Source organism: Candidatus Poriferisocius sp. (assembly GCF_965208475.1).
GTDB lineage: Bacteria > Actinomycetota > Acidimicrobiia > Acidimicrobiales > Bin134 > Poriferisocius.
This window is the reverse complement of sequence record NZ_OZ242338.1, coordinates 2,114,991-2,139,741: the sequence shown is the minus strand read 5'-3', so window position 1 is coordinate 2,139,741 and position 24,751 is coordinate 2,114,991. Positions and strand designations below refer to the sequence as shown.

Genomic DNA, 24,751 nt, shown 5'->3' with positions numbered 1-24,751 from the left:
CGCTTCGGGGCTAATCCAGGCGAAGTTGTTTTTCGAGCCGTTAGCGTGGTCCGGGATGATGCCCGAGAATCTCCCCAGCCTGTTGGACGAAACGGCCAGTGAAGCGTTGAGAGCTGTTGTCGATGAGGCTCAAACCCAAGGTTTGATCGGACCTGACTGGGACCACCTGCATCTCGGGCGCAACACGGCCATGCGCTTGGCTGAGGACGGGTCTCTTGTCGGGTGCGAAGCAAACTGGCAGATAACCGTCTGTCCCCCTTGGGAGTGCGGCGAGCCAGATGATGGAGGCATTCAGTCCTGGAGCCGATGGAGGCACAACAAGCGCTTGGGCGGATCGCAGAACATCAAGGTCACGCCCCGCGGGCAACTGAGGTCCGACGAGGAGTTGGCGGCGTTCTCGATTTTGGCGCTCCATCCCCAAGCGCAGATCGCGAAGCTGCCCGAACAAGGCAATCCCGACTTCGAGGTGACGCTGCCCGATGGGCAACGGGCGTTAGCTGAGGTGACGATGCACACCGACGGGGACAGGCGGGCGCTGGTAAGGAGTTCGGAGCTTCATCCTTGTCCAAAGCTGGCGAATGTCTGGCACGTCGTCCTCGTCGACAATCGGTTTGTTGAGAACTATCGCGACGGCAACGCCTTTTCGGTCAGGAGTGTTCAGAAGACCTTGGCCGCCGCACTGGCCCGGACCGAGGCTGAGGGGTCGCAACTTGACGACTACCGGCAGGTGGCAAAGCTGTGCGAAGACGAGATCAACTGGGCCTGGCAATGGGAGAGAGGCAGCTACCAATCAATTGACCCGCCGCTTTCGGTAACTGTCGTCCACCGAGAGCCGGTGGACGGGGACGGAGGAGTTGTCTTGTCGACAGCTCTGGTCGCCTTCAACTTCAGTCAAGTGGTCGATGCCAAGGGGCTGGTCTCGGCAATCCAACAGGAGACCGCAAACAAGCTAGATAGGAACCAGTGGGGCGACACCACCGACTGGAAGTGGCTGCTAATCGTGTTGGACGACAGCAAAGCCGCAGACGACCTGCTGGGAGCGTTCGAGTTCGACGACCACCAGCACGACTTCACTGACATAGCGTTCCCCGGTCTCGAAGAGGTGTGGGCAATCGCCTTTGAAGACGGGAACCTCACAATCCTGCGATTCACAAACTCAGTCCACGAATGCCACCAGAACCTTCCAGTCCCGGCGGCTCCAAAACAGAGACCGAGAGTTGCCCGATGGTCGCAGTCATGGCCAAAACCCGCGTCGTCTCAACCGACAACAACTGCGTCAAAGACCAGTTGAGCTTGTTGGCGCCCCATTTCGTGTCGGACTCGGTTCCATAGGCCCTCGACGCTCGTTTGAGGACTGGGTAGAAGTAGTCGTGTATGGCCTGTTTGCTGTGTTCGGTGTGGATCTAGTCGAAGTCCAGGTCCTCTGAGAACCGCCAGTCGTGGCGGTAGCAGATCCGAAGCAGGGTGCCGCCCTTGAACACCACCCGCGGGGCGCCTTGTTGGCGGGCGGCGATTGCGGAGACGATCTGGTGCTGGACCAGGTCGGCCGGGTTCCATCGGCTGTGCCGGCCCGTGGGGGGTCTCATGTCGACACCGCGGCGGCCACGGCGCCGGGGTCCGCCGCCCAGTTGACCATGCGGGCCGTGTCCTGGTGGGCCACACGGGTCGGGCCGCCGGTGCGGCGCAGCGGTGCGAGGTGAATCCAGTCGTCCCCGCGAGCAGCGGCGGAGCCCAGCTCGGCCCACTGCCAGTCGACGTCGAACCCTAAGGCTTGGCCCGCCGGGGACTCGGCCAGGCCCTGCGCCAAAGACGAGATCCGCCGCAGCCCGGCGCGCCAGCCCAAAGCGCCCGCCGCGTCGGCGACCTCATCGGGCGAGCACACCTCGAGGCGGTAGGCCAGCATGCGGCCCACATACTCCTCCCAGCGGTGCGAGCGATGCGGCCACTGCGCGCACTCCAACACCGCCCGAGCGGGCATCGACACCCACGTGTGCTCCGTCAACTGCGCCGCGCCCACCAAAAGCGACTCCCGGCTCTCCCGCCACGACGCGAACCCGAACGCACCGGTGTCGAACGCGATCTCGCCAGCCACGCTGACCTCCGGCCGGCAGATCAAAGCCGCTCCCGCCATCCCCAAAGCGGTCAGACCGCAGATTCGGCGAACCGCGCCGCCGTAGGCCGCCTCCAGCTCCGCCTCCCACTGCGGCGTCCAATGGTGCGACACAGGGCCAATTGCGACCAGCAGATCCGACGCCGAGGGCCACGCCACACACCAGTTGCGCCACGTCCCCCGGCGGATCTTCTCCACCCGGCCCGCCGCGGCCAACTCCCCCAGAGCCCGCGACGCCGAAGACGGACGCACCCCAGCCGCCAGCACGAACTCCCGCGTCGAGAACACCGGTCCCAGACCGCCCAGAACCTCGACAGAGCCCATGTGAGAAATATACCAGAGCCGATGAGAGAAACATACAGCTGACGCGGTCCGCATCCCGGCTTCCACAACACCTGCAGAACCGCTGCTCACCGTCGCGGCCCGTCGATGCCCAACAGCTTCACCCATGCCCGCCATCACGCAACACCCCGACGGCCGCGACCGGTCGCAAACCCCCGCCCCCACCGGTCGCAACCCGACAAAGCGACTTGGAAAACACCCCCACCAGTCGTGAAGAGTCAGAAACACCTCAGTCGGCGATTGAGTGGACGGAGGCAACGTGGAATCCGACCACGGGGTGTGACCGCGTATCGCCGGGGTGCGATCATTGCTATGCGCTCACGCTGTCGAAGCGGCTCAAGGCGATGGGCTCGCCGAAGTACCAGCTCGATGGTGACCCGAGAACGAGTGGACCGGGTTTCAGGCTGGCGCTGCATCCCTCATCGTTGGATGTGCCTCGGCCGTTGCCGAGCGCCTCGGTCAGCGGTGGTCGCTCCATGCCATCTCAGCGGACCTGCGAGCCCAGGGCCTGAGGGTGTGCGCGGAGACCGTCTGCCGGGCCTGCTGCGCCAACTCGGCCGAGACCGGCCTGGAGCCGCGGTCGTGGGGCAAGCTGCCCCGACAGCGCCGCCGCGGAAAGCCCAGAGGCCGCTGCGAACAGGCCAAACGCTCAGCGTTGGGCGAGTTCCGGCCCATAGCCGAGAGCCGGGCCGAGCCCGGCCACTGGGAAGGCGATCTGGGCGGATCAGCGGCTGGTGCAACCAGCACCGGCTCCACTCCGCAATCGGAATGGTCCCGCCCATAGAATACGAACAAGCCCACACCCCCGATCCCCAAAACAAGCTCTCCACGATTAGGGGGGAACCTCACAAGGTTCTTGGATGGCGCTTGTGTATCGTCTTGAGCGCCCGTGTCTGGTAGGCCGTCCGCTTTCGCGTCAGACCGGCACGACTTTCGCCGTTGAGTTCAGAACCGCGAGCAGCGCGCTGATGTCTTTGGGACCTGAGGTTAGGACCGATGCTTCGCCGTGTCTCAGGGCACTGCGGGCAACAGCCGCGACGACGGCGTCTATCACATCGGAGATGCCGGTGCGCCTGCACAGATAGCCGGCCAGGCGTGCCGTGTCCTCGTTCAGCGGTATTAGCTTGCATTGCTTGAGCGCCTGATTGAGCCGTGCCTGTTGGGGAGTGCCGCGCCAGACTTGCCCGATCACCCCGGTCGGGACAATGAGACCATCGGAATTCCTGCGCACCGCATGGAGCCTCGCCCAAGCCGCTCGGCTGTCGTTGTCGAGTCCGATCAGCTCACCGGCGTCCAATACGAAGACTGTCATCCAAAGAGCTGGGCTCGCGCCGCGTCAAGCTCCTCGGCAGTAATCGCGCCGTGCTCAGCCTCCCAGTCGGAGACCACGTCTCCCAGCCTCTGTGAGGCAAGCTCCCTGCCGTCGGCATCGGCAAGCCAAGCCGACAGCTCACAAGACAGCGCGTCCCCCGCCTTTTCGACCAAACCGCCCATATCTTGGATGTTATTGGAATCCGCGAAGTCGCCGAGGCCGGAAGTCGCTGCCCCAAGCAAGCCAACCTCGTGAACAGGAGCGGCCGCAGCCTGGTTGCTGCCCCTGGTTCCAGTGCCCACGCCGAACTCGGCGCACCAGTCCCGCACAGTGCCGGGCTTGACGCCAGCCTGCTCGGCCACCGCTTCAACGCCGCGCTTCTTTGCCTTCAACGCCAAGCGCTTCCGCTGCGCCGATGAATGCCTCACGCCCATATCCGACTGTCTCCCTATTGGCGGCTGCCTGCCCACGCCAGCCCAGCCCGCAGCCGCATCCTGCGGTACTAGCGATGGGATTCGACACGGGTGGCCGGTTGCCTATGAGGCGGGGCGGTCGCCAGTGGCGCGGGGGCGGGTGGCGGGCCACTCACCAATCTCCTCCGCATGCCAGCCCACTGCCCGCCGGCCGATGCGGATTGGCTCGGGGAACAGGCCCTCTCGCATAAGCCGGTAGATCGAGCTGGTAGACAGTCCACAGCGCGCCGCGACCTGAAGGCGGGTCAACAGGATTTCATGGCTTTCACGAGTATCGGCTTCCATGCCCGCCAATCTGCAATACCGCACGGGTCGCAAGCGGTCGCAACACGCCAAAGGCCGGTCGCAAGCCACCCGACCCGTCTCAACAGCCGACGATGCGTAGAAATACAAATGGACCAGACCGCCCAGCACGCGGGTAGAGCACACAAGCCCCCGCCAATCGCGGCCTGCACGTGGTCCGGCATCGTATGCCGACGCTCGTGTAGGACAGATCGTGGGACGAAATGTCGGATTCGAGTGTTCTGAGACGGCCACCAGGGCATATGCCAACCCTTCGAATCCTGCCGTGGGCGCTTTGCGATGTTGCCGGGGTATCCCGGCTGCTCCTGTTAGTGCCCGAAGTCGGACGCAACACACTAGCGGCAACCGGCCGCTGGCTTTGCCGCGCCAAGAACCAAACCGAACACGCCCCTGCGGGCAGGGCTGCACCTCGTTTTCGGGAGCGCTGGCCGGCGCAGGGGCGGGTTACGTTGATGGGCGTGGGTCGCCGCGACGATGTGTTGGTGAAGTACGGGGCCGCGATCCGGGCCGCAGCCGAGCGCAACCATGCCCGCGCCATCGCGCTGGTGGGGTCGGTGGCTCGCGGCGAAGACTCCCCCAACAGCGACTACGACTTCTTGGTGGACTTCGAAAAAGGCGTCACCTTGTTCGAAATCGGCGGCTTGGAGGCGGACCTCGAAGACCTTCTGGGGGCCCGAGTCGACGTTGTGCCCCGTTCATGTATGCGAGAGAGCTGCCGCGGGATGCTCGACGACGCCATCCCGCTGTGACCCGAAGGGACGACGAGCGGATACACGACATCCTCGGGGCTTGTGGCTGGCTCGCCGAGATTGCGGCCCGGGGCCGGTCCGAATACGACGGCGACTGGGTTGTCAGAGACGCCGCGAGCTGCAACCTCGGGGCGACGCTAGAGCGGGAAGGCCGCGTCGGGTCCCCCCGCCTGGCTAGAGGTCGCCGGATGCGAGCATGTCGGCGGGGACCTTCATGTCTAGGGCGCCGAGGTAGCCGCCGCCGTCGTTGACGGCGTCGTGGACGTCGTAACCGAGCAGCTCCTGGGCCCGGCGGGGGAGGGTGCGGGCGATGTCGGGCGGGGTGGCCAGGCAGTTGTTCTCCTCCGAGCGCAGCCAGCCCAGCATGTAGCTGAGGTGGAAGGCCGGCCGGTACTGGCCGTCAGAGGAATTGGCGCCGGCGCCGTGGATGGTCGACCCGAGGTAGATCACCCTGGCGCCGGCGGGCATCTCGGCGTCGGCGAATTCGTGGAACTCGGGCTGGCGGTCCAACTCCCAGCGATGGCTGCCCGGCACCACTCGGGTGGCGCCGATTTCCCGGGTGAAGTCGCACAACGCGGTCACCGACGACAGCTCCATCTCGGGGCTGGGACGGGGCATGTGTACCCAGACGTCCTCGTCGCGATGGGGCATCTGTACTTCAGCACCAGGGCCCACCACCAGCATGTGGGCCACGTTCACCTGGAAGTCGGCGCAGTTGGGGCCCAGCACGGCGTCGGCGATGTCGAGCATCAGCGGGTGCAGCAGCACCTCGGCCACGAAGGTGGGCGACTTGGAGGCCAGTCCGGTCACATGGCGAGTGTGCTCGCCGAAGAATGCCGCGATCATCGGGTTGATGAAAGTCCGGTTGGAGTCGGGCTTGTCCGCATAGGGCATCAGCTCGGCGAGGATCTGGTTGATCACCTCGCTGCTGAAGCACTCCTCCACGATCACTGCCCCGTCGGTGTCGAGCACTTCCAGCACATGATCGAGGGGTTCGTCGCTCTTCAGGTGGGCCAATTCGGCTTGTGCTGCCATACCCCACTTTATTCCGAGATTGTGGGCCGCGGCGGTGCTCGCTCAGGCCTTCTGGAGAAGCCAGAGGCCGACCACGCTGTAGAAGACCATGACAACCAGCATGGGGCGTTGGGCCCAAGTGGCCTCGCTGACCTCGCTGGTCTCCACGGCGCGGTCGTGGGCCACCAGCACCGCGGCGATATGGCCGATGACGATGGCCAAGAACTGCACCCATGCGATGGCGTCGGTGGATACCAGCAGGAAATTCACCGACCAGTCGGCGGTTCCAAACCAGTTGGACCCGCGGTCGAAGGGGTTGGACAGCAGGCGGAGGAAATTCTGCCCGCCGTCGAGCACCAGAAGAGAGAAGTAGTGGGCCACGGTGTAGCCCAAAACGATGGGCACCAGTGAGTGGGCGAAGCGGCGGGCCACCTCGGCTGCCGTCTGGTCGGTGAACCATCCCACGGCCAGCGATCCCAGGCTGTATAGCGCCGCCATGATGGCGATGACGATGAGCATCCCCGCGGTGTTGATCCCGGTGGCGGTCCAACCCCGGTGGTTGCCCACCAAATCGGGCCACAGGGTGCTGCCGGCCAGCGAGTCGAAGGTGGTGCCGCCCAGCACCAACAGCAGTACGGCCAGAAGGTCGATGCGGGGGGCAAGGGTCGCCAGCCCCGAGAGCGGAGCCCGCAATCGCACCGCCCCGGTGTCTTCCCGGTACAGCGGTGACATCAGGGCCAGCAGCGAGAACAGAACCCCGAAGCCGTCGGCTTGGCGCAGCCAGCGTCGCCCGTACACCGCCGAACCGCCCACCATGCCCACCGTGTAGGCGATCATGGCCCCGCCGACCGCTGAGTTGGTGGTGCCGTCGTGGTAGCAGAGCTCGAACAACAAGAACCATCCCAGCGCCACCACTGCTGGCCAGTAGCCGCCGGGAATCTCGCCGGTGTCCTCGAGCTGGGGAAGGCCCAGCTTTCCCGCGGCCCACTCGATGGCTGCGGCGATGGTCTCGAACGGGCTGAGCACCCGCCACACGTCGCCGAACAGCGCGGAGACGATGGCCATCCCCACCCACAGGGCCACATACACGGTGAGCGGTCCGAACCGCTGGCTGCCCACTTCAGAGCCGCTGATGCTGCTCGCCAGGGCCAGCACGAACAATCCCAGCGACGCCAGCCGGGCGGGCACCGCCACCAGGTCGACCACCCGGCCGAAGGCCATGCCCAGATTCCGGCCCGAGGCGGCCGTCGGCAACCAGGCCCGGTGCCAGAAGAAGCCCAGGCTGACAAAGGTGGCCATCAGGGCGACGGCAGCACCAACGGCGAACAGATAGAACGGCAGGGGCAGGTCGCCCCGGGATCCAACCCCGTGGGCCAGGACAGTGCTCAGCGTTCCCACGAAGGGATCATCCCACTTGGAGTTCCATCACCAGATCACCGTGATGATGGGTCTCCACCTCGAAGATGCCGGGGATGTCGGCCTCAAAGGTGATGGTCCCGGGCTGGCCGGGGGCGAAACCCACAACCAGGTCATAGCCATGGATGTGGAGCTCGTCGGCAGTATCGCCGCTCACGGTGATGGTTACGGGATCACGGACGTCGATCCGGTGGCGCTGCACACCGCCCACTGGCTTGCCCCCGGCCACCTCAACCGCGATGGCGGTGCCCAAATCTGGGGTGGGCGTGGGTTCAGGGGTGGGCTCTGGCGTCGGGTCGGGGGTGGGGACAGCAGTAGCTGAGGGTGCTTGAGTCGGCTCAGGAGGCGTCGGCTCGAGCGTCGGTGCTTCCGTGGGCTGAGACGTGGTTGCGGCAGTGGGCGCCGTGGTGGGCGAGGCGGTGATCGGTGTCGTTGCCATTGGGGTGGCCTCGACCGTGGCGACGATTGCCGCCTCAGCGGTCGGAGGGGCCGAGACCCCAGTGTCGTCGTTGCCGCAAGCGGCGGCCAGCAGGCAAAGCGCAGCGAGAGAGCCGACCAGGAAGGCCGCGCCGCGTCGAGGAATTGTCATCAAGGAGAACTCGCGCTCACCGCCGGGCAAGCTCGCCCCGGCTGGCTGTCAGGCTGTAGCGGCCATACATCTTGTTCCCATTATTGGCCCGAAGAGGGCGAACAACCAATCCCCAGACCGGACGCCGATGCTGCCCTCCCGCCGGAAACGAGCCGGGAGATCCACCCTTGTAGGGCATTCCTCCGCGCAAAGGGGGGAACCTCGGTCTCGGCGAGTAGTCTTCGGCGTGCTTCATCGCGCGTTGGTGTTGGACAACTGCCTCGTTGACCTGAATCTGCCTCCCATCGACATCGAGTGCGGTTGACGGTGCCCGTGGTTCAGAGGCGATTGTCCACAGCGCTGCTGGCAGTCGCCATTTTTGTCGGGACTGGGGGCTGCGGCGGGGGCACGGAGGTGACCCTGGTGGTGAGCGATGAAGCGACCGGGGCAGATGTCGGAGCTGCGCCCACTCCTGCGGCGCCCTCTCCAGCGCAGGAGCCAACCCCCGCCTCGTCTCCCACCACAGACCCGACGCCCGAGATGATGCCGCCAGCCACCCCCGAAGCGACGGCTCGGGTCCCCGCCGCTCCCGATCCCGGCGGCGAGGAGTTCGTGGCCGCTCTGCCCCAGGACTTCGAGACCGCGCTGGCTGAGGAGTTGGAGCGTTTGGCTGAGATCTCCGAAGAGTGGAATCCCGATGCCCAGGTCTCGATTGCGGTGGTGCTGCCCGACGAGTCGATCCACGGATACCGCGCCCGTGAGACCCGGATCTCGGCCAGCGCAGTCAAGCCCTTGTGGACGGCAGCCGCTCTGCAAGCAGCAGGAGTAGAGGCGGTGGCGCCGTTGGCCAATGACGTGGTGATTCTGTCGGACAACTCCGCCGGCGGACGGATGATCGACCTGGCCGGCGGAGTGGATGCGGTGAACGCCTGGACATGGGATGTGGCTGAGCTGTCCGACACTCGGTTGGAGGCATGGCGTTTCGACGATCCCGACCGAGTGGCCCGGGATTTCCGGCCCGAAAACCCTCTGGGCAACCGCACCACCGCGGCCGATCTGGCCCACTTCTACGCCCGGCTCCATCAAGGGGAGCTGCTGGGGCCCGACGAGACGGCTGTTCTCCAAGGATGGCTGCTGGACACCTCGCACACAGTGGGTTCCCCGAGAGACCTCGACGGGGTTCTGGTCGATCGGCTGCCTTCTGAAGTGGCTGCATCAGCGCTGCACAAGGCGGGGTGGCTGCGGCCCAACTGCTGTCCGGCGGACTATCGGCAGATGATCGATGCCGGGCTGGTGGTGCTTCCCGATGGCGGCTGGTATGCCGTGGCTATCGTGACCGCTCGGGGGGAGTTCTTCGACCTGTCGAACCAGTGGGTGTCGTTGGCATCCTGTCGGATCTACTCCCTGGTGGCCGACGACCCCGACCTGGTTTGCGAGGGGGAGGAGGACGGAGTCCACGACCCCGAGATTTGGCCCGAACCGGCATCTGACGCTCAGTCATAGGAGGCTCCGCTCCGGCATCTGCGGCTGAGTCGTGCCAGCATGGGGTCATGCAGGACTTTGGCGACAAGGTGGCGGTGATAACCGGGGCAGCCGGCGGAATCGGAGCGGCATTGGCAGCCGGATTCAGCTCCGAGGGCGCCAAGGTGGTTGTCGCAGACATCGATATCGAGGGAGCAACCGCCACCGCCGGGGCCATTGGGGGAAGTGCTGTGGCGGTCGGGGTGGACGTCGCCGATCGGGATTCGGTGGAGGCGCTGGCCGATGCGGCCTGGGATGCCTTCGGCCAGGTGGACTTGCTGTTCAACAACGCCGGGGTGTTCCAGGCTGGGCTTATGTGGGAGCGCACCCAGGCTGACTGGGATTGGGTGCTCGGTGTGAACGTGTACGGAATCATCAACGGTGTCGCTGCGTTTGTGCCCCGGATGATCGCCCAAGACACCGAGGGCCGCGTCGTGAACACCGCTTCGGTGGCCGCGTTCGTGGCCGGTGGGTTTACCAGCCCTTACGTGGTGTCGAAGTGCGCCGCCTTCTCGCTCACCGAGTGCTTGGCGCTGGACTTGGCCGCGGTGGGGGCCAAGATCGGCGCATCGGTGCTCACCCCCAGCGCCATCGACACCGCCATCGCCCACACTGCTCGGGTGCGAGACAACCGCTACGGCACCGACGAGAGCGAGGACAACGCCTTCGTGGTGGAGTCGCTCTCGAATATGACCGCAGACGGAATCTCCCCGACCGAAGTTGTAAGCCCGGTCATGGCCGGGATCCGGGCGGGTGATTTCCTCATTCCCACCAAGCCCAGCTACGCCAACCAGATCCAGGTTCGCTACGACGCCCTGCTGGAGCGAAGGATCCCCCCGACCGCCGTAGTCGACTAGTTAACTGGTTGCATGATCCGGTGTGCAGCTATTGCCTTCTCTGTGGTCGTGCTCCTCGCAGGGTGCGGCCAAAGCACCTCCTCCTCACTTAGTTCTCTGTCGCCGGCACCCTCTTCATCAAGTGCGCCGTTAGAGCCTGCCCCGGCGACTCCGGTGCCAACCGGGCGGGAAACCGCGCCGCAACCCGATTCGCCGACTCCGGTGCCGGCCGCGCCGCGACCTGATTCGCCGACTCCGGTGCCGGCCGCGCCGCGACCTGATTCGCCGACTCCGGTGCCGGCCGCGCCGCAACCCGATTCGCCGACTCCGGTGCCGGCCGCCCCGCAACCCGAGCCGGAATCCGAGCTGGCCACCACTCCGGAAGCCGAGCCGACACCTGTGCCGACCGCGGCGCCATCTCTGGTCGATGGCGGATCATCCGGTCTCGAACCGGTGCCGGTTCCCGACGAGTCTGCCCCGGTTATGTACCTCACGTTCGACGACGGCCCCCACCCCGTCTACACGCCACAAGTGCTCGATGTGCTGGCCCGCTATGGGGCTAGGTCCACGTTCTTCGTTGTCGGGTCGCTGGCCGAGGCTTATCCCGGCACCACCCAGCGGATCGTCGACGAGGGGCACACCCTTGGCAACCACACCTGGAATCATGAGGCTCTCGGGGGCCTCACCCGCGAGGCGTTCGATGAAACGGTCGGAAGGACCCAGGCATTGCTAGGTCAACGGGGCAGCGCCTGTTTGAGACCCCCCTATGCATCGATGGATTCGTCCACCCGGGGTTGGGCAGCCGAGCATGGTTTGACCGTGGTCACATGGGACACCAGCCCCAAAGACTGGCTCCAGGTCTCGGCCCAGGATGTCGCCCAACACCTCGTGGACTACGCCCGAGACGGCGTGATCATGCTGCTTCACGACGGCGGCGGCGACCGGTCGCAGACGGTCCTCGGCCTCGATATCGCCCTCGGCGAATTATCCCGCCGGGGCTACCGCTTCGAACCGCTCTGCACCTGAGGCAGGTGCCGCAGGCGTAGCATAAATGCATGGCTGAAGAGGCAACAGAGGCGTGGATGGAGCAGACCTGGGTGCAGGTCAAGAACTGGGGGCGATGGGGTGAAGACGACGAGCGGGGGGCTCTGAACCTCATAACCCCGGAGCGCCGGGCTGCGGCCGCGGCGCTCATCGAAAGCGGGCAAGCGGTGAGCTGCGCCTTCGACCTGTCGTCGGAGCCGGGGCCCGACAATCCCTTTCCCGCCCAACACCACATGCTGCTGGCCGGCGACGCCGCCCATCACAATCCGCTGCCCGGCTTCGAGCAGACCACCGACTGGTTGGGGATCGCCTGCCACGGTTTCGCGGTATCGCACCTCGACGCCCTGTGCCATGTGTTCGTCCGGGGACAGATGTACAACGGCTTTCCCGCGTCCGCGGTGAAGAGCAGCGTGGGCGGGGAGCGCAACTCGGTCATGGCCGGCGCCGGGGGCATCAGCGGAAGAGGGGTTCTGCTGGACATCCCCCGGTTGCGGGGCGTGGACTGGATCGAGTCGTCCGAGCCGGTCATGCCCGCAGAGCTCGACGAGGCCGAGGCGGCTGCTGGGATGGCAGTCGGCCCCGGCGACATCTGCCTCATCGCCACTGGCCGGGCCCGCCGAAGGCTCATGGAGGGTCCCCAGCCGATGACAGCCGGCATCGCTGGCCTGCACGTCACCACCCTCCCGTGGATTCGGGAGCGGGATGTGGCCGTGCTGGGCAGCGACGGGGTGTCGGACAACTTCGGCCCCGGCTCGCCGATGATCGAAGGGTGGCCCAGTCCCATCCATCAGCAGTGCCTGGCCGGCATGGGAGTCCATCTGCTGGACAACCTGGACTTGGTCGGACTGGCCGATGTGTGCGCCGCTCACAACCGCTGGGAGTTCTTCTTGACCGTGGCCCCCTTGCGACTCCCCGGGGGAACGGGATGCGCGGTCAATCCAATTGCCGTGTTTTGAAGAGGCCAGCCCTTGTGCACCTGACGCCGCTCCAAAGGGCAGTCTCATGCTGTATGCTATGATGTATGTCAGCAGTGCGCACGCAGGTGTATTTGAGGCAGGAGCAGCGGAAGCGGATTGATGCGCTGGCCCAGGCTGAAGGAGTCACAATGGCCGAGGTGATACGCAACGCGGTTGATGCCTATCTGGAGTCCGAGGTGCCAGAGTCCGGCGCTGCTCTGAATGCCACGTTTGGTGCTCTCCCCGGTGCATCGGCTCCGGGAAGGGAAGAGTGGACTCGTGGCTGACGTCTTAGTCGACACCGATATCTTCATCGACCATCTCCGAGGTGCCTCGGAACTCCACCCCGGCCGTCACCGCCTCAACTACTCAGTGATCACTCGGGCCGAGTTGTACGCCGGAAACTCCGCCACTGAGATGGTCAACCGACTGTTGTCGCCATTTCGGGAACTCCCTGTAGACCGAGCCATCGCTGAGAGAGCCGGTCGGATCCGGCGGGAGACCGGAACCAAGCTGCCCGATGCTCTGATTGCCGCTACCGCAATCGAACACGGCCTCAGCGTCGCCACCCGCAACCGCAGCGATTTCGAGAAAGTCCGCGGCCTCCGCATCCGCGACCTCGTCTAACGCTGGGCCCAACCAGTTGCGCGCCTTTGGGGCGCGCGTAGTGTGAGGCGCATGGGAAAGAGAGCGGCGGCGATTGTGGGGCTCACGGAGTGGGCGCCGAAGCGGGTGTGGGACGAGCCCATGTTCACCATGGAGGCTTGTGCCCGGCTGGCGGCTGAAGTGCTGGCCGATGCCGAGGTGGAAAAGGGCGAGGTGGACGGGCTGGTTATCAACGGCCTGCGGGAGTCGCCCATGTTCGCCCCCTCGGCGCTGGCCGAGTTCTTGGGGGTACGCAGCAACTTCAACGAGGTGGTCGACCTGGGCGGGGCCACCCCGGCGGGCATGGTGTGGCGGGCCGCCGCCGCCATCGAGGTGGGGATTTGCGAGACGGTGTTGGTGTTCACGCCGTCGGTGCCCGCCCCGCCCCAGCCGGGCGCCAACGGCGGCCCGATGAAGATGAAGATGGGGGCCTACATGGGCGGCGAAGTCTGGGGCTCGCCCCAGGGGCAGTTCGAGATACCCGCCGGGCTGGTGGCCGCCACCCCCAGCTTCGCCATGGCCGCCAGCCGGTACATGGCCGAATACGGCGTCAGCGAGGAGACGCTGGCCAAGGTGGCGGTGGACTCCCGCTACAACGCCCAGGCCAACCCCATGGCGGTGTTCTACGGCAAGCCCATCACCGTCGACGACGTGATGAGCTCTCGCTACGTGGCCGACCCGCTGAAGCTGCTGGAGATCGTCATGCCGTGCTACGGCGGCTCGGCGGTGCTGGTTACCACCGCGGAGCGGGCCGCCCGGTGCCCGCATCGCCCGGTGTATGTGAGCGGCTACGGCGAGCACCTCACCCACAAGAGCATCACCTACGCCCCCGACATCGTGGACACCCCCATCCGACTGGCCGCCGATCGGGCGTTCGCCATGGCCGGGGTGTCACGGGATGCGGTGGACATGGCCTCCATGTACGACTGCTACACCATCACCGTGCTGTTGACCATCGAAGACGCCGGGTTCTGCCCCAAGGGCCAGGGCGGGCGGTTCATCGACGAGCACAGCCTGCGCTACGACGGCGACTGGCCCCTCAACACCCACGGCGGGCAGCTGGGCATGGGCCAGGCCGGGTTGGGCGGGGGCATGAGCCACATCACCGAGGCCGTGCGCCAGGTGCAGGGCCGGGCCGGCGAGCGCCAGGTGCCCGACTGCAACATCGCCTACGCCAACGGCACCGGTGGGATGCTGGCCGAGCAGGTGGCCCTCATCTTGGAGGGGGCCTGATGGTTCACTTCTCCAGCGACGGCCGGCCCCTGCCCACCCCCACACCGATAACTGCCCCCTACTTCGACGGCCTCCGAGAGCGGCGGCTGGTACTTCAGCGCTGCCCCCGAGACGGGTACTTCTTCTATCCCCGGGGCCGATGCCCCGATTGCCTGGGCGACGACTGGGAATGGGGAGAGCTGAGCGGTCGGGGCACGGTGTACTCCTTCACCGTGGACCGGGCCGGCCACGACCCGGCTCTGGCCAGCCGCATCCCGTTTGCCATCGCCCTGGTGGACTTGGACGAGGGCCCCCGCCTGGTGGGCAACATGGTTGACTGCAACGTCGCTGACATCTCAGTGGGGATGGCGGTAGAGGCCGCCTACGACGACGTTGACGACACCACTCTTCTGGGCTTTCGCCCTATGGCTTAAGCAAGATTCATGTTGACTGTTGCCGGTAGTATGAGCGGGCGAATTCAGCTGTCATACGAGGCACTCCGACTGTATGCGCGGCAAGACCAGCGCCAGGAAGTAGTACGCAAATAACGCAATGTCACAGTGATCAATGGTCTGCCGCTTGAGGAAGAGTGTGGCGAGTTCGCAGAACTCACTAGAGAGTTCTGCGAACTCCCACCCGACAAGGTGGACAGAGGTGATTTGGAGTACGGCTAGAGGACTCGGGTCAAGTGTCAGTTCTCGTGGGATAGGAAACTGGCCGCAGTTCCGAATTCCGCGATCATCAGGACGGCCCTCGAAACATTGCTCCGTGTAATTGCCGATATCAATTATGTCCCGACTGTTGTCGAGAACAGCAGTCACCGCATGATCACCCTTCACGTCCCCGAATGCCTGCCGCGACGTGTAGGGGCTTTGCGGGACAGGGGAAACGGGCGAACCACAGTTGATCGTCTCGCCCAAGTCCTCTTCTCGCTCGTCGGGGTAGTGCGTGTGCTTCTTGCCAGCGTGCTCGCGGGTCTCAGGGCAGACCCTCTTGATCGCCCGCTGACCACAGAAGAAGTCCTGCGCCTCGTACTGGGAGAGCTGGCGGGAGTCGTAGTCGTATTCGAGTTCGGTATTCTCCCTGGTATCCGGGCAAAGTGCCTCCACCATAATCTGAACTGGAGTCAGCTCGGGGGTGGCCACAGCAGTCGGCTCGGGAGTGCTGGCGGCGGTCGGCTCCATAGTGGGAGTCGCAGTCACGACAGGTTTGGGCTGTGAGAAGGGAGCATCTCCAGGGCCGGAGCAGGCAGAGATGCCCAGTACTACGCATAGGACAGCAGCAGGACGGAGCAAGGTGGCCCCCTTCGGTCGGTGAGTCTGCTTTCTGTCGAGATAGCGAGCACAGCTAGGCCGAAGGGGACCGTGCAAAGCGGGCCACCGTTCGATACCTGGCTGTGGTGGTATTGTCGCACCGCTATCTCGACGGTCGGCTCCCTACCGGCTCTGAGGCGGTCAGGCAATTCTTCCTTTAGTGAGATTCGGGCCATGTAACTGGGCGGAAGCTGCCATATTCATCGGCGGACGAGATCAATATGCAGACAGCTAAAATAAAAGGAGAGGCAGGGATAGAGCATGACATTGTCGGGAACGAAGACAATGGCAGAAGTAGCGCTGGGGGACATGATCGAGATCTCCGACGGGCATCGGTGCCGTTTGACATCGGAGCCCTTACCCTGGGGCTGGGCTGGACTGGACTGGAACAAAAGGAGCCCGTGCTCGAGTAAAAGACCTGGAGACCGACAAGACCCGCTATATCAAATGCGAGTTCAACCAGGAATTCCCTGTATACCGCTGGTTGCCCTTTTGCATACTCTGGTTCGGCTCATAGCTGATTCGCTATGGCCCAGACACTTGTTGAACTACCACGAGGCAGTATTCGACGAAGCAGGGTTCATGCTCGGCCTGCTTGCGGTCAACCAGTCATGGTGGCTAATACTGCTGATTTTGTCCATGTATATCATCATGAAGATGATACGCCGCCATCTGGAAAGACGGTTTTAAGAAGCAAGGAGGCTCTCCTATTGAGTGGGAAGGTCTTTCTAAGATCAGATAACGTATCGATAGGTAGGAGCGTATAGATCCCTTCCCTTCTCTAAGATAATCTGATAGTATTGCTGTTTCAGGCTGACTGGAATAAAGCTCTTGGACTGGGGCTGCTTCGCCACTCTCGTGTATAAGTCCTAGATGTCTTGTAATGTAGAAGGGTAATGTCTCGGATAACATGACAACCTTTGCATAGTGTAGAAGAGGGGCAGTCAGTAGGATGCTTGTTTGTCATGCCCAAGAGAAGGCCAGCCACGAATGAGTAGAGATATCCGGAAGCTCCAGGACGATTGACAAAAAGAGTAGGTAATGCAAGATTGTATCTTTGCAGTCATGCTAATATTGTGCGGTAAGTGATCGTTAGTAGGGGAGTTCTAAAATGAGTTCAAGGAAACGTGAGCTGCAACAAACTTACGCAAGAGTTGCTGCAGCCATTAGCATCGCGAGTAGCTTGTCCATCGGATTTGCTGAGTCAAATAAGTATCCTGGCGAATGGATGAAACTCATTACGTTTGCGTTGTTTGGCCTCGTTATTATAGTTTTTTCGTTATTTAGTATCTGGGCTACAAAGAAAATACGGGCGGGCACTGTAGGCGAGTACAGGGGTCGAATTGGGAAGCTGTTGGAGAAGATTCAATCAATTGATCCTGAACTTGAATTGGCCTTCTTTCGATCGCTAGGCATTCCTTTGGGTGTGGGATTCATGGTGGCTGCGGTATCAAGTCGGTGGTCTCCTTCTGACACCCTTTATGCGGTGTATGGAATTGTCTGGATATTCGCGATGGCTGTGTTGATTTGTGAATTCTTGAAGATGCGGAAGCTGCACAGAAATATCCGCGAGTCGGGTGATGTGCATGTGACGGGCGACGCTCGCGAGTCGGGTGATGTGCATGTGACGGGCGACGCTCGCGAGTCGGGTGATGTGCATGTGACGGGCGACGTCCGAGTGACCGGCAAAATCCCCGAAGGGGATGAATTGGTTTAGGCACTGCCAACGTTTGAGGAACAATTGCAGAGTTGTCTGCTTTCAGGAAGGAGACTGTCTCACTGTGGATGAGCGCGGAGCAGTGTGAAAGGTCTGCCAGGTGGGGTCATCGTAGGGGAGGGTGCCGAGGCCGTCGGGGTTCTCGGGCCAGTTGGCCGGCGGCAGGCCCAGCGGGTTCACCCCCACCTCGGCACCGTAGAACAGCTTGTGGAGGCGGCGGACGATGTACCAGCGGCCGTCGCGGCGCTCGTAGGTGTCGTCGTAGCGGATGGCCTGGTGGATCCACCGGTCGCCTTCTGCGACTTCGCATTTGCAATAGACGTGGCCGGTGGCGTGGTGGTCGTCGATCAAATCAATCTGATGGGTGCCGATGTTCAAGATTGATGGCCCGATGGCCGATAGCTGCTCCTCGAAATTGGCCCTCAAAGCGTCGCGGCCGAAGGCATCCCGCCCCACTCGTACATCTTCGATGAACAGCTCGACTAGGGCGTCTATGTCCCGGCGGTCGACCGCCACCGCGTACCGAGCCGCCAACTGTCGTATCTCCTCATAGGCCAACAGGCGGGTCACATCGTCCATCGTGTGATCATGGTACTCAGCGGCTGACTCACCCGTGGCGAGCCAATCGTTGGTAGGTGCCGGTAGACCGCAGTCGCGGTACCATTAGTAGCTAGATACAAGCGGCTCGGAGGCGTGAACATGGGTTTTGAGCGCCGTCAGGCTGACAATTGGCGCCGCGACGTTCCCGGGGCACGCTGGTTCAAGGCCGACCTGCACATCCACACCATCGACGATGCTCCAGGCGGGCGCGCCAAAGTTCCTGCCGGCATTGAAGGTCCAATCAGCGACCCCGAGCAGCTCGTTGCCTATGCACGTGTATTCCTTCAGGGGGCAATCGACAATGGCGTGCAAGTTCTCGGCTTGACGCCGCATAGGCCGCGCATGGGCGACAATGGAGATCTCAGCGCCACCTGGCAGATCGTGGAGGAGTGGAACAACGGTTGTGATGACGAGGGAGTGCCGTTCCGTGACCGGATCTTCGCCGTGTTCCCAGGGTTTGAGCCGAGTCTGAACCGTGGAAAAGACGGCTTGCATTTGATCTTCTTGTTCGACCCTGAGATCGGTAAGGACCGATACTTGCAGCTCTTCGACCTGGTGATGAACGGAGTTCCACCGTGGTCGGGACAAACGCTTCAGATGACGAAAAAGCGCCCCGACGAGGTCTTCGAGCTTGTGCGCAGCTATTGGGAGGAAAATTCTGGTACCGCCGCAAACCAGGAGTTCATTTCGTGGAATTGTCTCGTGTTGGCTCCCCATATCGATAGTGATAAGGGGCTCTTCGAAACTCAGAAAGCCCAAGTCTTGGCAGACTTTGATGAGAGCCAGATCTCCGGTCTCGAACTTGGCGACAATCGTCTGGAAGAAGATGCCCTCAGGGGTCGTGAATGGCTTCGCAAATCCATGCTGGAACATCGGCACGCGTTTTTCCACAGCAGCGATGCCTATGCCGTCGAAGAGACCGGGAATCGCCATGTGTGGTTGAAGATGGCCTCCCCGACAATCGAAGCACTGCGCCAGTCTTTCGTTGCGTCGGGATCGCGGCTGCGCATTGGGCATGTGCGCGATGAGGGCGGCGATCTTCGTGAATTGGCGCAAGCCCCAGATGCGACTCGGCACGAACGGCCCTGGCTGCGGTCGGTCGTTGTGGATGGCAAGGCTTCTTTCTTCGGCCAGCCCAAGGGCAGCGATGCTCCGACCAGATTTGAGTTCAGCCCTGATCTCACCTGCGTAATTGGTGCCAGCATGACCGGCAAGAGCACCCTTCTCGATGGGCTCCGAGTACATGTAGGGGCTCCTCTGCCAGATGACAGACGAGCGAAAGAGGATGTTACCCAGCGCGCCGCAGAGCGGTTTCTTGCAGGATCGGCTTCGGTTGAACTGGATTGTCCAGGGAGCGATCCCTTAACAGCAGGACATGAACAGTGGCCAGCGGTCTTCTACACCCAAGGTGAATTACAACGATTGGCGCAGGAGCCCGGTGCTGTTGAGGAAATTTTGGCTCGATTGGACGCATCGGAGTCCAGCGGCATTGAAGAGCGCGCCGCCCTGCTCGCTGAGAGCGACCGAGAACTCGGCCGGACCGCTAGAAAACTCAACGATCTCGAGGAGGGTCTCGCGGAGGCACAACAAGCCCTTGGCCACAGCAAAGATGCTGCTGAAAGGCTCGAAGATTTTGCCAGTGCTGGAGTCGGCGACCTGAATCGTGCTTCGGGTGCGGCTGCTGCTTGGAGCAGCCACGCTGCTGCAATTGAAGACGTCGCCGCCAAAGCTGAGGGCCTTGCCTCATCGGTCGAATCCCTGGAATCGCCCCCAGTGGATGAGGACGCGAGGACCCTCAATGAACAGCTGGAGGGCCAGTGGGAGCGCGCCATCGGTTATGCGAAGAGCCTCGCCGCTGAGCTTGCGGTAGCCAAAGGCACAGCTGAGGCTATCAGCACAAGACAGGGGCAGAATCGGGACGAATTGCGCCAGAAAGTGGACAGGGTGCTGGCCGATCAAGGAATCGACGCCTCGAGCATCAGCGAACTTCAGGCGCTGAATTCCCGGGCAGCGTTGCGTGACAGCTATCAGGCGAACCTTGACTCAGTCCAAGCCGAGTTCAATCAACTGAACGTCTTGTTCGAGCGATCGCTGGAGGGGCGGCAGCAGCTTGTGCAGAAGCAGCGAGATGCATTCGATCGAGTCTCGCAAAGCATTGACCGTCAGTTCGAGGGACGAATTGCGGCACGGCGCATCGACAGCGGCCGCTCAGAGTCCTTGGAGGAATTCATCACCAATCTGGCTCAGAGAGGGATCACGCGTTGGTGGAACGAATGCGAAGATTCACAGCGGCCATCACCGGCGGAATTGCTGAGCCTGCTGGAGTCCGCTCGCCTGGCAGAGGTCGGCATGAGCGAAGCGGTCCAGGATACGTTCCGCGTGCAGATGACTCCTTCGAAGCGCCGTGAACTCGCCTCGTTGCGTTGTCCCGACCGCTACCTGCTTGAGTTCCGGCCGGATGGTGATGACTACCGCCCCCTTGATGAGCTTTCTGGGGGTCAGAGAGTCAATATTCTGCTCTCGCTGCTGCTGGAAGCAGCAGACGAGCGCCCACTTGTCATCGATCAGCCAGAAGACGAGTTGGACAACCGATTCTTGTTCGACACACTGCTGCCAACGCTTGGGCGTCTCAAAGGCCGCCGCCAAGTGATCTTGGCAACCCACAACGCCAACATCGTGGTCAACGGCGATGCCGACCAGGTGGTCCAACTCGAAGCCGGTGCCGACCGAGGGTTTGTGGCAGCCTCAGGTGCTATTGAAGATGCGTCCGTGCGTGATGCGATTGTTCGTACTGTGGACGGCGGCGACGAGGCGTTCCGCCTTCGCCGGCTCAAGTACGGGTTCTGAGTGCGGGCATGGAGTGGATCGAAGTCTTAAACCGGATTGCCGCCGGGGAAGACGAATACACCGAGTTCAAACTGCACTTTCGAGACCACGGCAAAGTTGGTAGGGCAATTTGCGCGTTTGCCAACACGGGAGGCGGGTTGGTCTTGCTGGGCGTCAGCGACAGCCAGCAGATAATCGGCGTAGCTGAAGACAGCGATCAAGTTCAGGAACGGCTGACGTCGTTCCTGCAATCCGGGTGCAGCTCGCCCGTCAGTGCTCGCTTGGGCCGGCACGAGGACCCGCAGGGTTGGGTGCATTGGGTTGAGGTGCCTGGTCAGCGCGGCTTCGAGCCGATGCGCTACGACGGTCGAGTATGGGTACGTCGCGGCCGCAGCAGCGTCGAGCCGTCGCCGACCGAATTGCAAGACCTCTATAACACTTTCGGTTACGTCTTGACAGAGGAGCGGACCATCAGTGCGGCGACCGCATCAGACCTCGATATGCAGGTCTTCAGGTCTTACCTGGCCTCACTGGGCATCGACACCGCCAGCGACCCGCAACCCAACGCCGACGACGACTTGCGCAACCGCGGCGCTATCGCCGAGATCGGTGGGGAACTGCAACCGACGCTATATGGTGTGCTCGCATTCGGCAGGACACCGCAGGACTATCCGCAGACGCAGAGCTTCTACATTGAATGCGTTGCCTACGACGGCGACGGGCGGGCCGATGAGATTCTTCAGACTTCCGAGGCCAAAGGTCGCCTCAGCGAGCAGGTCGAGCGTGCCGTGGGATGGTTTTCGGGTCTGGGGAAGTTCGAGGTTTACCGCGGACTCCGGCGGCACGACCGACGCCTGCTGCCTTTGGAGGCACTTCGGGAGGCTTTGGTCAACGCTGTGGTGCATCGCGATTATGCGATCACTGGCTCGAAGATCCTGTTTGAGGTCTTCGCCGGGCGCGTTGAGGTGACGAGTCCGGGTACGCTGCCCAATCACATGACCGCTGACAGCGTGCGTGCCGGGGGTCGCGCCCGGTCTCGCAACGAGTACATGGCGAACTGCATGCTTGCACTTGGCTTCATGGAGCGACGCGGCCGGGGATGGCCGATCATGCACAAGGCGATGTTTGAGTTCAATGGCACTGAGCCTGAGATCGAACAAGACCGGGACGGCGGCTTCGTGCGGGTGCGGTTCCTTCTCGATTGAATCCGCCTAGACATGACTCCTCCATGTGGAGCATGTCTCCATTGAAAGGGGGCTGATGGCAGTGTGCAGGTTGCGGGTGTTTGGCAGGCTGTTGGGGTGACAGGGCCGGTTCGCAACCTGGTTGATCCCGCGGGGCTGTCGGAGGACGACGTGGTTGAGGCTCTCTCGCGTGTCGCGGCCCGGGATGAGGGGCTGGCGCGCTCGGCTGAACATGCTTACGAAGCGCTGACCTGGGGAGAGGGGCCGGGTGTACTGCGGCAGGCCGGGTTGCAGTACTGGCTTTGGCATGCAGTGCCCACCAAGTACATCACCGACGAGGCGGGGTACATGGGCCGGTTCGGGCATGGGGCTGCTGCGCTGTTCGACGAGCTGGGTTTGCATGCGTACGCGGCCATCTGCCGTTCGTCCATCACCGCGGAGGTGCATGCCGCGTTCGACCGCAGCGACGCCGACGGGCACCGGGCGATGGGCCGGGCAATGGAGAAATCCGGCATCGACCCTCCCGATTTGGCCGACTTCGCTTGGAGCGACTTCATGGGCGGCGAGGAGGCGGCGGCCCACTCGGCGGTCGAGGATGTGCTGGAGATGGCGATTGCCGCCGGCGATGTGGTGGTGGGCAGTAGCGGCTGGCGAGTCGCGCAGGCTGCGGTGGCGGAGGCCGCCTTGGAAAGCGATCACCCGGAGCTGCCGGGCCAATCGTGGCGCACCGCGGTGCTCACCGAGCGGCTGGAGCAATGGGTTGGTGCGGCCCGGCGCCGAAGCCACCGGCTGGGATCGGCCCGTGCGGGGGTGGCGAACCGGCTGCTGCACCCCGTAGGGCCTCCTAGCGGAGCCTCGGCTGCGGTTGCTCCGCTGGTGTGGCTGCTTGATCGCCACGGCGACGAGCAGCCGCTGACCCAAGCCGGCTATCTGGCGCCCTCATTCGTGAGGTCGCTGCAAGCTGAGCGTCCGTGGGATCTCGTGCTCCCGATGGATCGCCAGATGCGCACCGAAGCCGACGATGACAAGCTGTTGGCCCTGCGGGAATGGCTGCAACTCGCTGGGGCGTTGCGCAAGCGCAAGTCGAAGCTGGTGCGGACCGCCGCAGGGGCGGCAATGGCATCCGACCCGGTACAAGCGTGGATTGCCCTTACCCGACACATGGCACCGCAGGGGTGGGACGGCTTCGCAGCAGAGACAGCGCTGCTGCACCTGCTCGCCTCCTCAGACCGCGATACGGAAGCGTCCTACGACTCTGTGCTCACGTTCGTGGCCGAGGTTGCCGAGGACATGGGATGGACAACTTCAGATGGAGGAGAACGGCGAGCGCCCTCTGACAGCGACGTGGCATGGTCGCTTTACGACATCCGCCAAGTGTGGGAGGCATGCGACCTCGTCGCCTTCCAGCGAAGCTGGGGAGACCGGCGCTTCACGCTGACCGAGGTAGGTGAGGCGGCAGCACTCAGCTACCTGCGCCACGTCGCCGCCGGACCCCGCACCTCCCTGGAATAGCCGACGCCCAAAATGCATCTAGGTGGTGATCGCCAACGGCCTATAGGCCGGTGAGCAGGCATTTCAGATTTCATCAATCAATTCGTAGCCGATTACATCGACCTGGCGGAATTCGGTGTTGATGGTAAAACCTGCACCGATGTGCCACATCTCCCCCTGATGGACGACGGTGTAGAACTCGCCGACTAGATCCCTCTTCGCGGGGGTGCCAAAAGGGTCGGCTCTCAACTGCTTGATGAATCTGAGCGCGTCTGCTTCCGCCTCTTGAGGAAGAAAGCGCGAGCGACTGAATTCTCTCCAGCGCGACAGGGCGTTGGTCTCCCAAGGATCGTTGTTGCTCATGGCGGGGTTTCGTACTGAGCGGTAAGGATCTTTTCCTCAGCTGGGATCAGCTACAAAAGTGCGGTCCCGTGGATGATCCTTTAGCGCCTCGCGTATTGGCACCAGTTCCTTTGGCAACCGCTGGGCATACTCCCGCATCGCCTCATGGGTGATGATCTGATTCTCTACAACAGTTCCACCCTCTGTGACATCCACCCAGGGTCCCTCCTCGTGGACGAGCGCAACTAGGTCTTTACCGCTCTTCCCACGAAATCTGGCGGCCACAGACCTCATCACATCATCGAGGCTTTGGGGAATGCTGCGAGACCTAGCACCCCTGCTGGCCATGTCGTGCCATACATCTGCAACTACAGGCCCGTTCTTCCATGCCTCGATGCTCTCCGGGAACGCCGGATGACTGTACCAGGCAAGATGCTCTGCCTGGATGAAGAAGAGAAGTTTGTGGAGCTTCAGCTTCGAGAGCCGCGGGTTGCGGTTTAACAGCTCATTTGCAATGGCAAAGGCGCTTGATGCCGCACTTGTGCTGCTGGTCATTCTGGGCTCCCAGGCTTCATGGGTCCAAAAGTATACCCGGTGGGTGTGACAGCACCTCTGCCTCGGCTGGTGGGCTCGATCTTGGTCTCATCGTCCTCCTCCAAGAGGATGCCGCAACTGCGCTGGACATCCCCAGAGCGATCGAGTCCGGAAAGCTGCGCGTCTCGTCGCTTGAGCTCAGGCGTCTCGGTCGTCTGTACCGCCGACCCGTGGCGTTGCCGG

General features: G+C 63.2%; 26 protein-coding genes and 1 pseudogene. 15 read left to right on the top strand and 12 right to left on the bottom strand.

The genetic code is table 11. The annotated features are described in order from the left end of the window. Positions 1–196: 196 nt before the first annotated feature. The gene (locus ACOGXA_RS10070; protein WP_419923748.1) at positions 197–1,291 is read left to right on the top strand and encodes a hypothetical protein; all 1,095 of its coding nucleotides are present in this window, start codon (positions 197–199) and stop codon (positions 1,289–1,291) included. Between the two features lie 112 nt (positions 1,292–1,403). Here ACOGXA_RS10070 and ACOGXA_RS10065 read toward each other — a convergent pair whose 3' ends face one another. Together ACOGXA_RS10065 and ACOGXA_RS10060 are read right to left on the bottom strand one after the other, a co-directional pair. Further along, on the bottom strand, positions 1,404–1,586 hold the full coding sequence (locus ACOGXA_RS10065) for a nucleotidyl transferase AbiEii/AbiGii toxin family protein (RefSeq protein WP_419923747.1): 183 nt from the start codon (positions 1,584–1,586) through the stop codon (positions 1,404–1,406). After that, a complete protein-coding gene (locus ACOGXA_RS10060) occupies positions 1,583–2,434 on the bottom strand; it encodes a hypothetical protein (RefSeq protein ID WP_419923746.1) in 852 nt (283 codons plus the stop codon). The genes ACOGXA_RS10065 and ACOGXA_RS10060 overlap by 4 nt, the downstream gene beginning before the upstream one ends. Before the next feature lie 206 nt (positions 2,435–2,640). On the opposite strand from ACOGXA_RS10060, the pseudogene ACOGXA_RS10055 reads away from it, so the two are divergent. Beyond that, positions 2,641–2,889: pseudogene (locus ACOGXA_RS10055) on the top strand (DUF5131 family protein); the annotation flags it as partial. A gap of 479 nt (positions 2,890–3,368) precedes the next feature. Here ACOGXA_RS10055 and ACOGXA_RS10050 read toward each other — a convergent pair. The 3 genes from ACOGXA_RS10050 to ACOGXA_RS10040 all read right to left on the bottom strand — a co-directional run bounded on the left by ACOGXA_RS10050 (position 3,369) and on the right by ACOGXA_RS10040 (position 4,522). Continuing rightward, positions 3,369–3,764: a twitching motility protein PilT gene (locus ACOGXA_RS10050; RefSeq protein WP_419923745.1), complete on the bottom strand. Its 396-nt coding sequence runs from the start codon at positions 3,762–3,764 to the stop codon at positions 3,369–3,371. Beyond that, on the bottom strand, positions 3,761–4,192 hold the full coding sequence (locus ACOGXA_RS10045) for a hypothetical protein (protein ID WP_419923744.1): 432 nt from the start codon (positions 4,190–4,192) through the stop codon (positions 3,761–3,763). Before ACOGXA_RS10045 ends, ACOGXA_RS10050 begins: the two co-directional genes overlap by 4 nt. A 108-nt stretch (positions 4,193–4,300) precedes the next feature. Next, on the bottom strand, positions 4,301–4,522 hold the full coding sequence (locus tag ACOGXA_RS10040) for a helix-turn-helix transcriptional regulator (RefSeq protein WP_419923743.1): 222 nt from the start codon (positions 4,520–4,522) through the stop codon (positions 4,301–4,303). Between the two features lie 260 nt (positions 4,523–4,782). Here ACOGXA_RS10040 and ACOGXA_RS10035 point away from each other — a divergent pair, with 260 nt between their 5' ends. Then, positions 4,783–5,289 carry a nucleotidyltransferase family protein gene (locus ACOGXA_RS10035; RefSeq protein WP_419923742.1) on the top strand — a complete coding sequence of 169 codons (507 nt, stop codon included), beginning with the start codon at positions 4,783–4,785 and terminating at the stop codon, positions 5,287–5,289. Between the two features lie 174 nt (positions 5,290–5,463). On the opposite strand, the gene ACOGXA_RS10030 is transcribed toward ACOGXA_RS10035, so the two are convergent. Genes ACOGXA_RS10030 through ACOGXA_RS10020 form a run of 3 tightly spaced genes read right to left on the bottom strand, consistent with a single transcriptional unit; the run spans position 5,464 to position 8,308 of the window. Then, entirely contained in the window at positions 5,464–6,324 is an 861-nt protein-coding gene (locus tag ACOGXA_RS10030) for a phytanoyl-CoA dioxygenase family protein (RefSeq protein WP_419923741.1), read from the bottom strand. Positions 6,325–6,366: 42 nt separating this feature from the next. After that, positions 6,367–7,701 (bottom strand): hypothetical protein, encoded by a 1,335-nt coding sequence (locus ACOGXA_RS10025; RefSeq protein ID WP_419923740.1) that lies wholly within the window; start codon positions 7,699–7,701, stop codon positions 6,367–6,369. Between the two features lie 7 nt (positions 7,702–7,708). Then, entirely contained in the window at positions 7,709–8,308 is a 600-nt protein-coding gene (locus ACOGXA_RS10020; protein ID WP_419923739.1) for a hypothetical protein, read from the bottom strand. A gap of 405 nt (positions 8,309–8,713) precedes the next feature. On the opposite strand from ACOGXA_RS10020, the gene ACOGXA_RS10015 reads away from it, so the two are divergent. The 8 genes from ACOGXA_RS10015 to ACOGXA_RS09980 all read left to right on the top strand — a co-directional run bounded on the left by ACOGXA_RS10015 (position 8,714) and on the right by ACOGXA_RS09980 (position 14,935). Next, complete coding sequence (locus ACOGXA_RS10015) at positions 8,714–9,790, top strand: serine hydrolase (RefSeq protein WP_419923738.1); 1,077 nt, start codon at positions 8,714–8,716, stop codon at positions 9,788–9,790. Positions 9,791–9,837: 47 nt separating this feature from the next. Next, the gene (locus tag ACOGXA_RS10010) at positions 9,838–10,665 is read left to right on the top strand and encodes an SDR family NAD(P)-dependent oxidoreductase (protein ID WP_419923737.1); all 828 of its coding nucleotides are present in this window, start codon (positions 9,838–9,840) and stop codon (positions 10,663–10,665) included. A gap of 309 nt (positions 10,666–10,974) precedes the next feature. Then, positions 10,975–11,670: a polysaccharide deacetylase family protein gene (locus ACOGXA_RS10005; protein WP_419923736.1), complete on the top strand. Its 696-nt coding sequence runs from the start codon at positions 10,975–10,977 to the stop codon at positions 11,668–11,670. A 29-nt stretch (positions 11,671–11,699) separates the two neighbouring features. After that, positions 11,700–12,644: a cyclase family protein gene (locus ACOGXA_RS10000; RefSeq protein WP_419923735.1), complete on the top strand. Its 945-nt coding sequence runs from the start codon at positions 11,700–11,702 to the stop codon at positions 12,642–12,644. A gap of 65 nt (positions 12,645–12,709) precedes the next feature. Next, positions 12,710–12,931 carry a CopG family transcriptional regulator gene (locus tag ACOGXA_RS09995; RefSeq protein WP_419923734.1) on the top strand — a complete coding sequence of 74 codons (222 nt, stop codon included), beginning with the start codon at positions 12,710–12,712 and terminating at the stop codon, positions 12,929–12,931. Continuing rightward, a complete protein-coding gene (locus ACOGXA_RS09990; protein WP_419923733.1) occupies positions 12,924–13,271 on the top strand; it encodes a type II toxin-antitoxin system VapC family toxin in 348 nt (115 codons plus the stop codon). The genes ACOGXA_RS09995 and ACOGXA_RS09990 overlap by 8 nt, the downstream gene beginning before the upstream one ends. 51 nt (positions 13,272–13,322) lie before the next feature. Next, positions 13,323–14,522: a thiolase family protein gene (locus ACOGXA_RS09985; RefSeq protein WP_419923732.1), complete on the top strand. Its 1,200-nt coding sequence runs from the start codon at positions 13,323–13,325 to the stop codon at positions 14,520–14,522. Continuing rightward, complete coding sequence (locus tag ACOGXA_RS09980) at positions 14,522–14,935, top strand: Zn-ribbon domain-containing OB-fold protein (protein ID WP_419923731.1); 414 nt, start codon at positions 14,522–14,524, stop codon at positions 14,933–14,935. Before ACOGXA_RS09985 ends, ACOGXA_RS09980 begins: the two co-directional genes overlap by 1 nt. A 51-nt stretch (positions 14,936–14,986) precedes the next feature. Here ACOGXA_RS09980 and ACOGXA_RS09975 read toward each other — a convergent pair whose 3' ends face one another. Next, positions 14,987–15,685 (bottom strand): hypothetical protein, encoded by a 699-nt coding sequence (locus ACOGXA_RS09975; RefSeq protein ID WP_419923730.1) that lies wholly within the window; start codon positions 15,683–15,685, stop codon positions 14,987–14,989. Positions 15,686–16,925: 1,240 nt separating this feature from the next. Here ACOGXA_RS09975 and ACOGXA_RS09970 point away from each other — a divergent pair. After that, a complete protein-coding gene (locus ACOGXA_RS09970; RefSeq protein WP_419923729.1) occupies positions 16,926–17,531 on the top strand; it encodes a hypothetical protein in 606 nt (201 codons plus the stop codon). A gap of 42 nt (positions 17,532–17,573) precedes the next feature. Here the strand turns inward: ACOGXA_RS09970 and ACOGXA_RS09965 are convergent, their stop codons facing one another. Continuing rightward, positions 17,574–18,110: a nuclear transport factor 2 family protein gene (locus ACOGXA_RS09965; RefSeq protein WP_419923728.1), complete on the bottom strand. Its 537-nt coding sequence runs from the start codon at positions 18,108–18,110 to the stop codon at positions 17,574–17,576. A 120-nt stretch (positions 18,111–18,230) separates the two neighbouring features. On the opposite strand from ACOGXA_RS09965, the gene ACOGXA_RS09960 reads away from it, so the two are divergent. The 3 genes from ACOGXA_RS09960 to ACOGXA_RS09950 all read left to right on the top strand — a co-directional run bounded on the left by ACOGXA_RS09960 (position 18,231) and on the right by ACOGXA_RS09950 (position 23,653). Then, the gene (locus ACOGXA_RS09960; RefSeq protein ID WP_419923727.1) at positions 18,231–20,978 is read left to right on the top strand and encodes an AAA family ATPase; all 2,748 of its coding nucleotides are present in this window, start codon (positions 18,231–18,233) and stop codon (positions 20,976–20,978) included. A gap of 8 nt (positions 20,979–20,986) precedes the next feature. Continuing rightward, entirely contained in the window at positions 20,987–22,162 is a 1,176-nt protein-coding gene (locus ACOGXA_RS09955) for an RNA-binding domain-containing protein (protein ID WP_419923726.1), read from the top strand. A gap of 96 nt (positions 22,163–22,258) precedes the next feature. Then, complete coding sequence (locus ACOGXA_RS09950) at positions 22,259–23,653, top strand: hypothetical protein (protein WP_419923725.1); 1,395 nt, start codon at positions 22,259–22,261, stop codon at positions 23,651–23,653. Positions 23,654–23,716: 63 nt separating this feature from the next. Here the strand turns inward: ACOGXA_RS09950 and ACOGXA_RS09945 are convergent, their stop codons facing one another. Both ACOGXA_RS09945 and ACOGXA_RS09940 read right to left on the bottom strand, forming a co-directional pair. Beyond that, positions 23,717–23,995, bottom strand: a complete 279-nt coding sequence (locus ACOGXA_RS09945) for a hypothetical protein (RefSeq protein WP_419923724.1) — start codon at positions 23,993–23,995, stop codon at positions 23,717–23,719. 36 nt (positions 23,996–24,031) lie between these two features. Continuing rightward, positions 24,032–24,529: a Panacea domain-containing protein gene (locus ACOGXA_RS09940; RefSeq protein WP_419923723.1), complete on the bottom strand. Its 498-nt coding sequence runs from the start codon at positions 24,527–24,529 to the stop codon at positions 24,032–24,034. Positions 24,530–24,751: the final 222 nt, after the last annotated feature.

What these genes read in the sequence shown, in the direction of transcription:
- ACOGXA_RS10065 (WP_419923747.1), bottom strand. Translation starts at nt 1,586, where the DNA reads ATGAGACCCCCCACGGGCCGGCACAGCCGATGGAACCCGGCCGACCTG.
- ACOGXA_RS10060 (WP_419923746.1), bottom strand. Translation starts at nt 2,434, where the DNA reads ATGGGCTCTGTCGAGGTTCTGGGCGGTCTGGGACCGGTGTTCTCGACG.
- ACOGXA_RS10050 (WP_419923745.1), bottom strand. Translation starts at nt 3,764, where the DNA reads ATGACAGTCTTCGTATTGGACGCCGGTGAGCTGATCGGACTCGACAAC.
- ACOGXA_RS10040 (WP_419923743.1), bottom strand. Translation starts at nt 4,522, where the DNA reads ATGGAAGCCGATACTCGTGAAAGCCATGAAATCCTGTTGACCCGCCTT.
- ACOGXA_RS10035 (WP_419923742.1), top strand. Translation starts at nt 4,783, where the DNA reads ATGCCAACCCTTCGAATCCTGCCGTGGGCGCTTTGCGATGTTGCCGGG.
- ACOGXA_RS10030 (WP_419923741.1), bottom strand. Translation starts at nt 6,324, where the DNA reads ATGGCAGCACAAGCCGAATTGGCCCACCTGAAGAGCGACGAACCCCTC.
- ACOGXA_RS10020 (WP_419923739.1), bottom strand. Translation starts at nt 8,308, where the DNA reads ATGACAATTCCTCGACGCGGCGCGGCCTTCCTGGTCGGCTCTCTCGCT.
- ACOGXA_RS10010 (WP_419923737.1), top strand. Translation starts at nt 9,838, where the DNA reads ATGCAGGACTTTGGCGACAAGGTGGCGGTGATAACCGGGGCAGCCGGC.
- ACOGXA_RS10000 (WP_419923735.1), top strand. Translation starts at nt 11,700, where the DNA reads ATGGCTGAAGAGGCAACAGAGGCGTGGATGGAGCAGACCTGGGTGCAG.
- ACOGXA_RS09995 (WP_419923734.1), top strand. Translation starts at nt 12,710, where the DNA reads ATGTCAGCAGTGCGCACGCAGGTGTATTTGAGGCAGGAGCAGCGGAAG.
- ACOGXA_RS09985 (WP_419923732.1), top strand. Translation starts at nt 13,323, where the DNA reads ATGGGAAAGAGAGCGGCGGCGATTGTGGGGCTCACGGAGTGGGCGCCG.
- ACOGXA_RS09980 (WP_419923731.1), top strand. Translation starts at nt 14,522, where the DNA reads ATGGTTCACTTCTCCAGCGACGGCCGGCCCCTGCCCACCCCCACACCG.
- ACOGXA_RS09975 (WP_419923730.1), bottom strand. Translation starts at nt 15,685, where the DNA reads ATGGAGCCGACCGCCGCCAGCACTCCCGAGCCGACTGCTGTGGCCACC.
- ACOGXA_RS09970 (WP_419923729.1), top strand. Translation starts at nt 16,926, where the DNA reads ATGAGTTCAAGGAAACGTGAGCTGCAACAAACTTACGCAAGAGTTGCT.
- ACOGXA_RS09965 (WP_419923728.1), bottom strand. Translation starts at nt 18,110, where the DNA reads ATGGACGATGTGACCCGCCTGTTGGCCTATGAGGAGATACGACAGTTG.
- ACOGXA_RS09960 (WP_419923727.1), top strand. Translation starts at nt 18,231, where the DNA reads ATGGGTTTTGAGCGCCGTCAGGCTGACAATTGGCGCCGCGACGTTCCC.
- ACOGXA_RS09955 (WP_419923726.1), top strand. Translation starts at nt 20,987, where the DNA reads ATGGAGTGGATCGAAGTCTTAAACCGGATTGCCGCCGGGGAAGACGAA.
- ACOGXA_RS09945 (WP_419923724.1), bottom strand. Translation starts at nt 23,995, where the DNA reads ATGAGCAACAACGATCCTTGGGAGACCAACGCCCTGTCGCGCTGGAGA.
- ACOGXA_RS09940 (WP_419923723.1), bottom strand. Translation starts at nt 24,529, where the DNA reads ATGACCAGCAGCACAAGTGCGGCATCAAGCGCCTTTGCCATTGCAAAT.